The 13,987-nt window shown below is 60.0% G+C and carries 11 protein-coding genes; 7 read left to right on the top strand and 4 right to left on the bottom strand.

The features are described 5' to 3' along the window. Nucleotides 1-49 precede the first annotated feature (49 nt). The 3 genes from feoB to AAAX73_RS02260 all read right to left on the bottom strand — a co-directional run bounded on the left by feoB (nt 50) and on the right by AAAX73_RS02260 (nt 5,206). Nucleotides 50-2,410 (bottom strand): ferrous iron transport protein B, encoded by a 2,361-nt coding sequence (gene feoB, locus AAAX73_RS02270; protein WP_349124902.1) that lies wholly within the window; start codon nt 2,408-2,410, stop codon nt 50-52. 446 nt (nt 2,411-2,856) lie between these two features. Then, complete coding sequence (locus AAAX73_RS02265; RefSeq protein ID WP_349124901.1) at nt 2,857-4,320, bottom strand: basic amino acid/polyamine antiporter; 1,464 nt, start codon at nt 4,318-4,320, stop codon at nt 2,857-2,859. 109 nt (nt 4,321-4,429) lie between these two features. Continuing rightward, a complete protein-coding gene (locus AAAX73_RS02260) occupies nt 4,430-5,206 on the bottom strand; it encodes an arginine deiminase-related protein (RefSeq protein WP_117583089.1) in 777 nt (258 codons plus the stop codon). 275 nt (nt 5,207-5,481) lie between these two features. On the opposite strand from AAAX73_RS02260, the gene AAAX73_RS02255 reads away from it, so the two are divergent. Then, on the top strand, nt 5,482-6,111 hold the full coding sequence (locus tag AAAX73_RS02255) for a GntR family transcriptional regulator (RefSeq protein WP_233546742.1): 630 nt from the start codon (nt 5,482-5,484) through the stop codon (nt 6,109-6,111). 440 nt (nt 6,112-6,551) lie between these two features. Here the strand turns inward: AAAX73_RS02255 and AAAX73_RS02250 are convergent, their stop codons facing one another. Beyond that, entirely contained in the window at nt 6,552-7,451 is a 900-nt protein-coding gene (locus tag AAAX73_RS02250) for an alpha/beta hydrolase (RefSeq protein WP_349124900.1), read from the bottom strand. A 244-nt stretch (nt 7,452-7,695) separates the two neighbouring features. On the opposite strand from AAAX73_RS02250, the gene AAAX73_RS02245 reads away from it, so the two are divergent. The 6 genes from AAAX73_RS02245 (at nt 7,696) to AAAX73_RS02220 (ending at nt 13,941) form a co-directional block, all read left to right on the top strand. Next, nucleotides 7,696-8,259, top strand: coding sequence for a PTS glucose transporter subunit IIA (locus AAAX73_RS02245; RefSeq protein ID WP_040359007.1), 564 nt, complete (start codon nt 7,696-7,698; stop codon nt 8,257-8,259). Between the two features lie 181 nt (nt 8,260-8,440). Continuing rightward, nucleotides 8,441-9,844, top strand: coding sequence for an asparagine--tRNA ligase (gene asnS, locus AAAX73_RS02240; RefSeq protein ID WP_349124899.1), 1,404 nt, complete (start codon nt 8,441-8,443; stop codon nt 9,842-9,844). A 258-nt stretch (nt 9,845-10,102) separates the two neighbouring features. Further along, entirely contained in the window at nt 10,103-10,885 is a 783-nt protein-coding gene (locus AAAX73_RS02235) for a hypothetical protein (RefSeq protein WP_118079349.1), read from the top strand. Between the two features lie 160 nt (nt 10,886-11,045). After that, nucleotides 11,046-12,026 carry an ABC transporter substrate-binding protein gene (locus tag AAAX73_RS02230; protein ID WP_118079347.1) on the top strand — a complete coding sequence of 327 codons (981 nt, stop codon included), beginning with the start codon at nt 11,046-11,048 and terminating at the stop codon, nt 12,024-12,026. 204 nt (nt 12,027-12,230) lie between these two features. After that, nucleotides 12,231-13,154 (top strand): ABC transporter permease, encoded by a 924-nt coding sequence (locus AAAX73_RS02225; RefSeq protein ID WP_118079345.1) that lies wholly within the window; start codon nt 12,231-12,233, stop codon nt 13,152-13,154. Continuing rightward, nucleotides 13,147-13,941, top strand: coding sequence for an ABC transporter ATP-binding protein (locus tag AAAX73_RS02220; RefSeq protein ID WP_117756907.1), 795 nt, complete (start codon nt 13,147-13,149; stop codon nt 13,939-13,941). The genes AAAX73_RS02225 and AAAX73_RS02220 overlap by 8 nt, the downstream gene beginning before the upstream one ends. Nucleotides 13,942-13,987 lie beyond the last annotated feature (46 nt).

The following is a 13,987-nucleotide window of genomic DNA, read 5'->3' as shown; positions in this document are numbered from 1 at the left end:
CGGGGCCGAAAACAATTCGATACATAGAGGTTGCGCCGTCAATGCAAAACTAAGCCAACCCCAGCAATAAGCCCGCCGAATGCACGACAAACGCCACGATCCAGGCGACCGTCACCTGAAACGCGAACACGGCCACGGCATAGCGCGCGCCCAACTCGCTCTTGACGGCGCCGATGGACGCCACGCACGGCGGGTACAGCAGCGCAAAGACCAGGAACACGTAGGCGGTAAACGGCGAAAACATGGTCGACAGCACCGCGGGCGACGTTGCGCCTAAAAGCACCGTGAGTGTCGAGATGACACTCTCCTTGGCGATAAGTCCGGTGACGAGCGCCGTGGATGCACGCCAATCGCCAAAGCCGAGCGGTGCCAGCAGCGGCGCGATAATGCTACCCAGACCGGCAAGCAGACTCTGCGACTGGTCGGCGACCACGTTAAAGCGAATGTCGAACGTCTGAAGGAACCAGATGACCACGGTAGCGGCAAAGATAATGGTAAAAGCCTTGGTAATAAAGTCCTTGGCCTTATCCCACGCCAGCATCACCGTCGTCTTGACGCTCGGCAGGCGGTAATTGGGAAGCTCCATAATAAACGGCACCGGGTCGCCCTTAAATGCCGTGCGGTTGAGCACCAAAGCCGCGATGCAACCGACCGCAATGCCAATCAAATAGAGCGAGACCATGGCGGGAACCGTCGCCTGCGGGAAAAACGCCCCGCACAGCAGGCCGTAGACCGGCAACTTGGCCGAACAGCTCATGAACGGCGTGAGCATGACCGTCATCTTGCGGTCATGCTCGGATGGGAGCGTACGGGTCGACATAATAGCCGGCACGGTACAGCCAAAACCGACGAGCATAGGCACAAAGCTGCGGCCCGACAGGCCAAAGCGACGCAGCACCTTATCCATGACAAAGGCCACGCGCGCCATGTATCCGGAGTCTTCCAAAATGGAGAGGAACAAGAAGAGCACGACGATAATCGGTAGGAAGGTCAGCACGCTGCCCACGCCCGTAAGCACGCCGTCGACAGCCAGCGAACGCACCACGTCGTTGGTGCCGAACGCCTTGAGGCCCGCATCGGCCGAGGCGATGATGGCAGCGATGCCGTCCTCCATAAGTCCCTGCAACGCTGCGCCGATCACGCCAAACGTCAGCCAAAAGACGAGACCCATGATCACCAGAAACGCCGGGATGGCCGTGTAGCGACCCGTCAGGATGCGGTCAATCTTGACGGAGCGTACGTGCTCGCGGCTCTCGTGCGGCTTGACGACGCAACGCCCGCACACGTCGCCGATAAAGCCGAAGCGCATGTCAGCCAGCGCAGATAGACGGTCGGTGCCGGCCTCGCCCTCCATTTGGCTAATGATGTGCTCGATGGCGTCGAGCTCGTTGCGGTCCAGGTGAAGCGCCTCGGTCACCAGCTCGTCGCCCTCAACCAGCTTGGTCGCCGCAAAACGCACGGGAATGTGCGCCGTCGCGGCATGGTCCTCGATAAGGTTGGCGATGCCGTGAATGCAGCGATGCAGCGCACCGCCGTCCGGACCATCGGGCGCGCAGAAGTCCAGGCGACCGGGACGCTCGCGGAACCGCGCCACGTGCAAGGCATGATCCACCAACTCGCCAATACCCTCGTTGCGGGCAGCACTAATGGGAACAACAGGCACGCCCAGCAGGCTCTCGAGCAGGTTGACGTCCACGGCGCCGCCGTTGGCCGTCACCTCGTCCATCATGTTGAGCGCGATGACCATGGGTCGATCGAGCTCCATAAGCTGCAGCGTCAGGTACAGGTTACGCTCGATGTTGGTGGCGTCGATGATATCGATGATGGCGTCGGGGTGCTCATCCAGGATAAACTGGCGGCTTACGATCTCCTCGCCCGTGTACGGCGACAGAGAGTAAATGCCGGGCAGATCAGTGACGCTCGCCTCGGGGTGGTTGCGGATGGCGCCATCTTTGCGGTCGACCGTCACGCCAGGAAAGTTACCGACATGCTGGTTGGAGCCCGTCAGCTGGTTGAACAGCGTGGTCTTGCCGCAGTTTTGATTGCCGGCGAGGGCAAAATGCAGCGGTGCGCCCTCGGGCACGGCCGTCTTTGCCGCGCGGGGCGAATACGTCCCCTCGCCCAGGGCCGGATGCTCCGTCGTGCCGATTGCGGCGTTAGCGCGCGGACCCGTATCGGTGTCGTGAATGCCCGCGAGCTCGATGCGAGCGGCATCGTCCTTGCGCAGCGTCAACTCATAGCCACGCAGGCGAATCTCGAGCGGGTCGCCCATGGGGGCGCACTTCATCATGGTGACTTCGGTGCCCGGCGTTAGGCCCATGTCCAAAATATGCTGTCGGAGTGCCTGGTCGTCCGATGCCACCGATGCGACAACGGCGTCCTTTCCAATCTCGAGTGTATCGAGTCTCACGTCCGCGTTCCTCCCCCGGCGCCCACAGGGCGTTGCATTTTGTTTATCTTGGCTAACCGTTTGCCATGGCTAACCATTTAACCACGCATGATAGCGCGAACACACACCGATGTTCAATCGACAGATTGGTGCAAGGGGGATTCCGGGCCGTGGTTTCCCCGAGGACCGAAAGCCGCCCGCCCCCTCGACAAAATGATCCATTCCCTTCGTCGCATGCAAAACAACCAAGGAGTGTCCCAAGGCGCCGGCACAACAGGAACGTCCCCAGCTGCCGGCAGCATTTCGCCGCAACAGCAAAGGCCCGCGCTGGCAACAAATGTCACCTGCGCGGGCTTGGTGGGCGCTCACATAGGCACGTTATAGAGACCCACATCAGCTATGGAATGCCAAGTAGCACCGATACGCGATGCCCGCCGGCTTACCTAGCAATGAAACTCGCCATAGCCTTAGACAATCGGCGCAATGCCGGCAAAGTGCAGATACAGCGAAATGATTGCCACGACAATGACCACCGCTGCGATCAGCTTGTCGTGCAGATGCGGAAGTACCGGCTTACCGCGGCCTCGCTCGCCCAGCATATAAACGGGAATGGCCGGAGCAAAAAGAATCGTCGTGATCATAACGCCCTGAAGACCCGTCGACCACACCAGGAACAATGTGTAGATGAAGCCGAGCGTACCGAAGAAGCGCGCCTTGCCGACGCTTGGCGCATGCGGCCCGTCCAGATGCTCGTTCTTCCAGCCAATCACCATGTAATAAGCTGCCGAGCACACGTACGGAACTAGGATCGTATTAACTGCGCAGCTGTAGAAGAACTGGTACGTGCTCGCCGCCACATACGACACGATCAAGAAGAGTTGCGTAATGCCGGAGCTCACGAGAACCGTTACCACCGGGGCGTCGTGCTTGTTCGTCTTGGCAAACGCCAGAGGGAAGGATCCCTGGCGTGCTGCCTCGAACGGCGTCTCGGACGCAATGATGACATAGCCCAGCATCGCGCCGACCAGCGAGAGAATAACGCCAAGGTTTACGATGGCAGCGCCAACAGGACCGATTGCGCACTCGAGAATTCCCGCCATGGAGGGCGTTGCGAGCTGTGCCATCTCCTCGCGCGGCATAATGCCGAGTGACAGCATCGAGATGATCAGATACAGCGTGAACACAGCCGCGAATCCAAGTGCCGTCGAGCGGCCGACGTCACGCACGTACTTTGCACGGCCCGAAATGACGACAGCGCCTTCGATACCCGTAAAGACCCAGACAAGGGCAATCATGGTCGAGACAACCTGCTCACCAAAACCGGGGCCAGCCGGCTCTCCCCAGAAGTTGTCCATAAAGATATCGACGTTGAACTTACCCAGGAGCACAATGCTCAGCACAAAAAGCCCCAGCGGCACCAGCTTCGCCAAGGTGACGATCGTGTTGATGCCGGCAGCTTCCTTAACGCCGCGAAGCACGAGAGCGGTTAGGAACCACAAAAACACGCTGGCGCAGACGATGGAAAGCATATTGTTGCCCGTACCGAACGCAGGGAAGAAATAGCCCAGCGCGCTAAACAGCAAGAGCGCAAAGCTCACATTGGAAAGACATGCGCTGATCCAGTAGCCCCAAGCGGAGTTGAATCCAACGTAATCGCCAAAACCGGCCGCAGCGTATGCATAGATGCCGCCAGTCAGGTCTGGACGAGCCTGAGATAAACCGTTGAATACCATCATCAGCGCAAAGACGCCAATGAAGCAAATTCCCCACGAAACGATAACCGCGCCGGTATTGGCTCCGCCTGCCGCCATATCGCCGGCAAGAGAAAAGATGCCGCCGCAAATGCTCGCAGTGATGACCATCATGGTCAGACGAAAGAGATCGAGGCCATTAGGGTCGATAATCTCTTCATTTTGAGCTTTAGAGGCCATTGTATGTGCACCCCCTTCATCATGTGATCGAACGAAAGATGGCCCGGACGTCCCGAATCGGGTGCCGGGCCATCGGTCAAGCGATCATCAGACTGTTACAGCTATCGCGTTAGAAGCGCAGCGACAGGCAAGAAAGGCCGCCGTCGACCTTGCGATACTCGGAGGTGTCGACGACGAGCGTCTTGTAGCCCAGATCCTGCACGGCCTTGAGCACGGTCGGATAGCCCTCGGCAACGATGACCGTACCGTTGACCCAGATGCAGTTGGCGCCGTAAGCCTCGTCCTCGGGCACGACGATCTTGTTGTACTGGGCAAAGTCGGGCTTATCGATGAACTCACCAGAGACGAGCATGTTGTTGTCCTCGATATAGTTGACGCCCGTCTTGAGGTGCAGGACCTCCTCCAGCGGAACCTCGGAACCCTCGAGGCCCCAGCCCTCGAGAATCTCGCAGAACTGGCGGATGCCCTCTTCGTTGGTGCGAGCGGAGCGACCGACGTAGAAATGGTCGCCGACCATCATGACGTCGCCGCCGTCGAGCGTGCCCGGAGAAACGATGTGCTTAACATGCTCGTCGTCAAAGAAGCGGCGGACGGCCGGCTCGATCTCATCCTTCTCGCCGTTGCGGCTATCGGCACCGGGGTTGGTAATGATGGCGCCGCAGCGAGTGATAACGGCCGGATCTTCGACGAAGCAGCTGTCGGGATACTGCTCGAGAGCCGGCAGCACCGACACGTCAACGCCGCACTGCTCGAGTGCGTGCTCGTAATCGTAATGCTCCTCGATAGCGCGCTCGTAGATGGGCTGGCCAAGCTCGGGAGCGCTCGTGATGCCATTGCTCAGGGACTTGCCGGGACGACGGATGATGACGTGGCTGAACTTGGTCATGATGATCCTCCTTGGATCTCATAGTACTGAGCGGACTTCCTTGCGTCCGCCTTCCTTCCGATGGCTTTATCTTAGGATGTCTTTGCTGTTTTGTATATTGTATACAATCCTGAACGGTAGATATTTTTCGGTGAACGTATTTTTGCTTCCTAGGGTCAGGTAGCATGATTTAGCTGGTCGTTCTATAATCAAATTAGCCTATTCAAACCAAACGTATTTAAATTTGAAAATATACAGTTAAGGTATATAAGCTCATGGAAACACTCAGAAGACCCTTGAAGGATCATGTATACGACTATATTTCGAGTCGCATAGACGCCGGCGAGCTTTCGGCCGGCGACCGTGTGAGCGAGCAAGCGATCTGCGATGCCATGGGCGTGTCGCGCACGCCGGTTCGCGAGGCGCTCATCCAGCTGGCAAGCGACGGCTATCTGGACAACCTCCCCCGCCGCGGATTCCGCGTCCGTGGGTTCGATCAGCAAAACGCCGTTGAAGTCTTTGAGATTATGGGGCCGCTCGACGGGCAGGCGGCATACCTTGCCTGCCCCCTCCTGACCGAAGAGGACATCATGCAGCTAAAGTTCTTGGTTGGATCCATGGACCTCGCGATCCAAGGCGGTCTTATCCGAAAGTACGACGACATTCAGCGGGACTTTCACCTTACGTACTTCAACCGCTGCGGCAACGACCGTCTGCGCGACATGATTTCGCAACTCGAGCGTTGCTTTATCAAACGCGATTACGAGACCGTCGATCAGGAGACGGCGTGCAAACTGCTGGGTATAGCCAATGCCGAGCATGCCCACATTCTTGAGCTGTTCGAAGCGCGGGATGCGGCGGCCGTGCGAGACTACGTTCGCGATGTCCATTGGAACACGGAGAACGCCCAGTTCACCGTTTGGTAGGAAAGCAACAAGGGACGACATCGGTCTTAAACCTTGACGCCAGCACCGCCCAAACTGATCCATTTTCCTCCGTCCCCGAGGGATCAGCGACGCCCTTCTGGAAAGCGCATCCCACCATCCGGGCGAATTCCGGGATACCGTTTCCCGATGGGGCCTCTCGGGGAAATTGCGTCCCAGAATTCTGGCTCGAAACGGGATATGGTTTCCCAAACAGGCCTCTTGCGGAAAATGCATCCCGGAATCCCTGCCCGAAACGGGACGCGCTTTCCCAGTCGAGGCCCTACGGGAAACTGCATCCCGGAATCCGCGCCCAAACCGGGACGCAGTTTCCGGGCGGGGCATCAAAAACAAAGTTGCGGTGGAATAGTCCCTGCTTGGGCTGGTTGAGGGCTTAAATAGGAACTATTTCACCGCAAGTTATTGAGGGGATGTCCGTCCTCTTACAGATGGCGTTCCAAAAAGCGGAAAGCTAGGCGAATCCAGGGACGGACTGCCACCTGCTTGTCCTCGTTGTCGACCGCGGTGTTGGCGTTGCCGAGCGAAAGGCCATGACCGCCCTGGTCAAAGACGTGCATCTCGCAAGCGACGCCCTCCTCCGCCATGCGTTGGGCAAACGGATAGACCTGCGCGATCGGCGCCGTCTTGTCATCGGACACGCCCCACACAAAGGTCGGCGGCATCTGGCGCGAAACATGTGTGGTGGGGCAGATATCGGCCAGGTGCTCGTCAGTTGCCTCGCCACCCGTCACCATCGATAGGTAGTCGTTGAGCAGGTCGCGCCCCGTCTTGCCGCCCGTCTTGGGCACGCGCAAGTCAATGCGCGGATCGCGCGTCTGTATGTCGCGCACATAGGCAAGGTCGAGCAGCGGATAGCCCAGCACCACGGCATCGGGACGAATATCGTCCGGACGCGCCCCTGCCAGGCCCGCGAAGGGACCAGTCTTCCATTGCGTTGCCAGCGAAGCGCTGATCATGCCGCCCGCCGAGAAGCCCACGACGCACACGCGCTTGGGATCGACATGCCACTCGTCGGCGTTGGCGCGCACCGTGGCGACCATCTTGGCAAGGTCTGCCTGCGGGTGCGGAAAGCTCACATCGCCCGTGCCGCTCGTCACATAGTTGAGCACAAAGGCCTGGTAGCCGCGGTCCAAAAATGCAAACGCCACCGGGTCCTGCTCGTGCGGAGCGATATGTGTAAACCCGCCCCCGCCACAAATGATCACCGCGGGGCGGCGGCCATTGGGCTTGTCGGGGAGCGGCTCGGCGCCCAGATACGTAAACGTCGCCGGATATTCCTCGGTCGGCTCCTCGCCCCACAGCGCATGGTTCTCGACAATCATATGTGCTCCCTTCGCGCAAATTAAGCGCCCTTGTTTTTCGCCTTCAAGCGTACCCCACTTGAACTCATGGCGCAGAAACACGCCAGCAATAAGTTTCCCTTCAACTGATATATCACATAATCCCAGCTCAGAGGTATCGCTGAGCAGCGTAGAATAGGGGACGTTGACCAAGCCGCGAAACACATATGAAACGTTTCCGGCAAACCAAACGCGCGATATGCGCCTATTTAAGTTGGAGGCAACTATGGGTCTGCTCGATTCGCTTAAGTCCACCTTCACCTCGACGGGCGAGGCGTCCGTTCCGCCCGCAGCAAGCTTCGCCACCCGCGAAGGCGTCATCTATGCCCCCGTCAACGGCGTGCTCGTCAACCTGAACGAGGTCCCCGACGAGACGATCGCCTCGGGCATGCTTGGCCAGGGCTATGGCATCGAGCCCATTACCGGCACCATCTATGCGCCCGCCAACGGCCGCATCGGCGCTACCACCGTCACCAACCACTCCATTGGCATGATCACCGAGGACGGTCTTCGCGTGTTCATCCATGTTGGCCTGGGCACCGTGGAAATGAACGGCAAGGGTTTTGCCCGCTTTGTCGAGATGGGCGATGTGGTCAAGGCAGGCCAGCCGCTCATCAGCTTCGACCGCGAGGCCATTAAGGCCGCTGGCCACGAGGACATCGTGACCGTCATCGTCTCCGAGCTCGATCGTCTTAAGAGCATCGACCATGTCGGCGAGTCTGGAACGCTTATCGGCGGCAACCCGCTCGTCAAGCTTGGCGACCCGCTGCTGGTTGCCAAGACCAAGTAGTCAGGCCCCGCGCCACACAGCCAAAAGGCACCTCGTCAAGCGCCCGCGACCATTTGGCCGCGGGCGCTTTTCGTTTGAAAAACCATCCCGCCAATGCCTTATCTGTATAGCCCAAATGAGCCGAGCTGCTAGAATATCGAACTGTATGGATAACTATCATTCAACCGTTATGGGAGGATACGTGAACCGCACCAAAATCGCGCAGCTCTACGCCGACGCCGAGTCGCTCGGCGGCCAGACCGTCACCGTCGCCGGCTGGGTCAAGTCCGTCCGCGACATGAAGAACTTTGGCTTTGTAACGCTCAACGACGGCAGCTGCTTCCGCGACCTGCAGGTCGTCATGAACCGCGATGCACTCGACAATTACGACGAGATCGCCCATCAAAACGTCTCGGCCGCCCTCATTTGCACCGGCATCGTCAAGCTGACCCCCGATGCGCCCCAGCCTTTCGAGCTTTCTGCCACCTCCATCGAGGTCGAGGGCGTCAGCGCCCCGGATTACCCGCTGCAGAAGAAGCGCGCAACCGTCGAGTTCCTGCGCACCCAGCAGCACCTGCGCCCGCGCACCAACCTGTTCCGCGCCGTGTTCCGCATCCGCTCTGTCGCAGCTGCCGCCATCCACCGCTTCTTCCAGGAGCAGGGCTTTGTCTACGTCAACACCCCTATCATCACCACGAGTGACTGCGAGGGCGCCGGCGAGATGTTCCGCGTGACCACGCTCGACCCCAAAAATCCGCCCCTCACCGAGTCCGGCGAGGTCGACTGGAGCCAGGACTTCTTTGGCAAGCATGCGAGCCTGACCGTGTCCGGCCAGCTCAATGCCGAGAACTTTGCCATGGCCTTTGGCGACGTGTACACCTTTGGTCCCACCTTCCGCGCCGAAAACTCCAACACCACGCGCCACGCCGCCGAGTTTTGGATGATCGAGCCCGAGATGGCCTTTGCCGATCTGAACGACTACATGGATAACGCCGAGGCCATGCTCAAGTACGTCCTTAAGGACGTTATGGCCACCTGCCCCGACGAGCTCAATATGCTCAACAAGTTTGTGGACAAGGGCCTGATCGAGCGCCTGGACCACGTGGCAAACTCCGACTTTGCCCGCGTCACCTACACCGAGGCCGTCGAGATCCTGGAGCAGGCAGTCGCTGCTGGTCACCAGTTTGATTACCCCGTCAGCTGGGGCATCGACCTGCAGACCGAGCACGAGCGCTTCCTGACCGAGGAGCACTTTAAGCGCCCGACCTTTGTAACCGACTACCCGGCAGAGATCAAGGCCTTCTATATGCGCATGAACGACGACGGCAAGACCGTCGCCGCCGCCGATTGCCTGGTGCCGGGCATCGGCGAGATCATCGGTGGCTCCCAGCGCGAGGAGCGCCTGGATCTGCTCGAGGCCCGTATCAAGGACCTGGGTATGAATCCCGAGCAGTACAAGTACTATCTGGACCTGCGCCGCTACGGTTCCTGCAAGCACGCCGGCTACGGTCTGGGCTTCGAGCGCTTGGTGATGTACCTCACCGGCGTGGGCAACATCCGCGACGTCCTGCCGCACCCGCGCACCGTGGGCAACGCCGACTTCTAATCGTCGGACGTTAGCTCGCGTCGCCACACGACAACGCTCATCGCACAAGCGTCTCTCGACATCGGTCGAGAGACGCTTTTTTCAACAGCATCCGTCAAGCTTTTGGCAAGTTTTTGGTCAGTTGAACAGGGCTGTTGAAAACTCGAACCGCCGTTTGCCGACGACTACCGACCGCCCAGAGCGCCCTGCGCCCCTGGGAAAACCCCGCGTCCTAGGCTCCATACCGTCGCCACCCAAAACAGAAAGGACGTGGGCACCATGACCGAAGCCGCTGTTGAAACCTACGACACCACAACGAGAGGCGCCGCCTCGATGGCAGCCTATCGCGCCGTTCGCATCCTGCAACTATTAAGCGAGAACACCGGCGAGGACAGGGCCATGTTTTCCGATGAGTTGATCCGGCACCTCGCCCATCCCGACGACCCCGCCCGCATGCCCATCTCGGCGGCGCGGCGCAGCATCTACACCGCCATCTCCGCACTTCGCCATGCCGGATACGAAATTGAGTACAAACGCGGCGTGGGGTATCGGCTCTTGACCCGTCCGCTCACCGACGAAGAGATCATCCGGCTCCACGGCATGGTCATGCGTAACCGCTCTACGCCCATCGCCATTCGAAAAAGCATGGCGCAGCACTTGGTCGCCATGGCGAGTGCCGACGTTCGCGGCTACCTCGATGCGCCCGAGCCCGCTCCAAGCGCCGGTGGCAAATCCACCAAGGCCACGCGCACGCCCGTCAAGCGCATCGACACCTGCGAGCTCATCGAGCAAGCCATCGACCACGGAACCACGGTGAGTTTTGATATTTCGAGCGTCACGACACGTGGCGAAACCGAAGTAGCACGGATGACACTCCGCCCCTTTGCCATCAAGCAACGAGACGGCATCTCGTATTTGCTGGGAACGGTCTATGACGCCCGAGGCGCCGATGACACGCTGCGTACCGTAGAGATCGGGCGCATGAGAAACGTCACCACGCGTCTCCTCGACGGCAAGAAGCTCTTCGCCGCCCTGGAGGGGGACGACGCCTCCGCCGCATAAGAACCTCCGCCGTCCATTCGACTACCCGTACCGCCCATCCGGTTCTGTATTAAAAAACCCGCCAGGTTATTGTAAAAATGGACATCCGCGCTACTATAGTTCCACTTGCACTTTGTTTGAGTGCAGTGTTTCCAGCCATTTCTATACTGGGGGTAACGATATGAAGGACATCACCATCAGCCGCAGGAGCCTTCTGGTCTCTGCCGGCCTGCTCGTGCTCGCTCCGCTCGCCGGATGCGGCGGCAACTCTGGTTCCGGCTCTGCTGCCGCCGGTTCCGACTACACCGTCGGCATTCTGCAGCTCACCGAGCACTCCGCACTCGACGCCGCCAACGACGGCTTCGTCAAGGCCATCAAGAAGAGCGGCCTTAAGGTCAAAATCGACCAGAAGAACGCCCAGAATGACCAGTCCACGTGTAAGTCCATCGCCGACAAGTTCGTGGGCGATGGCGTCGACCTGATCTACGCCATCGCTACGCCCGCCGCGCAGGCCGCCGCCGGCGCCACCGCCGATATCCCCATCGTGGGTTGCGCCATCACCGACTACGCCGCCTCGGGCCTGGTCCAGGACAACGAAAAGCCCGGCACCAACGTCACTGGCGCCTCCGACCTCACCCCGGTCGCCGAGCAGCTCGAGATGATGCAGAAGGTCCTGCCCGACGTAAAGAAGGTCGGTCTGCTCTACTGCACCGCCGAGTCCAACTCCGACGTCCAGATCAAGGCCGCCAAGAAGGAGCTCGACAAGCTGGGCCTGGACTACACCGACTTCACCGTCTCGAGCTCCAACGAGATCCAGTCCGTCGTCGAATCTGCCGTGGGCAAGGTCGACGCGCTGTACTCCCCCACCGATAACACCATCGCCGCGGGCGCTTCGCAGGTCGGCCAGATCTGCAAGGAGAATAAGCTCCCCTTCGTAACCGGCGAGGAGGGCATGTGCATGGCCGGCGGCCTGTTCACCCTCTCCATCAACTATGAGGACCTGGGCTACGCCGCGGGCGAGATGGCCGTTAAGATCCTGAAGGGCGAGGCCAAGCCCGAGGATATGCCGATCAAGCACCTCTCGAGCAAGGACCTGGTCGTCGTCAAGAACGACGAGATGGCCGAGGCGCTGGGCATCGACCTTTCCGCTCTGGACGAGTAGCGCCATGCGCGGTAACGCGTCTAGGACCCGCACTCGCGCCGTTGACGTGTTATTCAATATCTGAGCCACAGGGGCGAACGCCAAAGACCGGCGTTCGCCCTGCTTGTTTCGGATGAGTCAAAACATCCGGCCGCAGCTCTTTTATACATTGTTACCGCTATCATGGTGACTCACGTGTCCACCCTATCCTAGGAGGTATGAAGCATGCTTATTGCATTGCAGGGCGCCGTTTCTCAGGGCGTCCTCTGGGGCATTATGGTGCTTGGCGTGTTTATCACGTTCCGCCTGCTCGACATCCCCGATATGACCTGCGACGGCAGCTTTGCCCTCGGCGGCTGCGTCTGCGCCGTACTCATCGTCAATGACAACGTCGACCCGCTGCTCGCCGTTTTGGCCGGCATGTGTGCCGGTGCCATCGCGGGCGCCGTCACGGGCATTTTGACCACCGTCTTTGAGATTCCCGCGATCCTCGCCGGAATCCTCACCCAGATCAGCCTGTGGTCCATCAACCTGCGCATCATGGGCAAATCCAATACGCCCATCCTTGCCAAGGGCACCGTGTTCTCGGCCGTCAGCAACATGACGGGTCTGCCGCAGTCCACCGTCGCCATCATCCTGGGCATTGTGCTGGCCGTGGCCATCGTCGCCATCCTGTACTGGTTCTTTGGCACCGAGATCGGCTCCGCACTGCGCGCCACCGGCAACAACGAGTACATGATCCGCGCATTGGGCGTCAACACCAACTCCACCAAGATGATCGCCCTCGTGCTCTCCAACGCCCTCATCGGCCTCTCTGGCGCGCTTATCTGCCAGAGCCAAAAGTATGCCGACATTGGTATGGGCACCGGCGCCATCGTTATCGGTCTTGCCGCCATCGTCATCGGCGAGGTGCTCGGCCGCCTGCTGCCCGGCGGACTCACGCAGTTCTCCGTCCGTCTGGCCTCTGCCGTCTTTGGCTCCGTGGTCTACTTCCTCATCCGTGCCATCGTGCTGCAGCTGGGCATGGACGCCAACGACATGAAGCTGCTCTCCGCCGTGATCGTCGCCGTTGCCCTGTGCGTGCCTGTGGTTTGGGAGCGCTATAAGCTCCGCAGCTCCTATACGAAGGGGGATGAGGCAGATGCTTAAGCTCTCGCACGTCAAGAAGACCTTTAACAAGGGCACCGTCACCGAGAAGCGCGCTCTCACCGGCGTCGACCTTACCCTCAACGATGGCGACTTTGTGACCGTGATCGGCGGCAACGGCGCCGGCAAATCCACGCTGCTCAACATGATCGCCGGCGTATATCCGCTCGATTCGGGCGTTATCGAGCTCGACGGCACCGACATCTCGCGTCTGAGCGAGTCGCAGCGCGCCAAGTACCTGGGCCGCGTGTTCCAGGACCCCATGCGCGGCACCGCAGCCGACATGCAGATCGCCGAGAACCTGGCCCTCGCCAAGCGCCGCGGCCAGCGTCGCGGTCTTTCGTGGGGCGTCACCAAGGCCGAGAAGGACGAGTACGTTGAACTGCTCAAGCGCCTGGACCTTGGTCTGGACACGCGCCTCAACGCCAAGGTCGGCCTGCTCTCGGGCGGCCAGCGCCAGGCACTCACCCTGCTCATGGCCACGCTCACCAAGCCACGCCTGCTGCTGCTCGACGAGCACACCGCGGCGCTCGACCCCAAGACGGCCTCTAAGGTGCTCAATCTGACCGAGGAAATCGTCGACGAGCATCACCTGACCACGCTCATGGTCACGCATAACATGAACGACGCCATCCGTCTGGGCAATCGTCTGATCATGATGCACGAGGGTCACGTGATCTACGACGTGGCAGGCGACGAAAAAAAGTCGCTCACCGTTGCCGACCTGCTGCAGAAGTTCGAGGAGGTCTCGGGCGGCGAGCTCGCCAACGACCGCATGCTGCTGAGCTAACGACCTAGAAAACCACCACAAAGGGGACAGGCACCTTTGTGGTGGT

Source organism: Collinsella sp. CLA-ER-H9, assembly GCF_040092295.1.
GTDB lineage: Bacteria > Actinomycetota > Coriobacteriia > Coriobacteriales > Coriobacteriaceae > Collinsella.
Note: the sequence above shows the minus strand (reverse complement) of the source record. Positions and strands in the feature narration are given on the sequence as shown.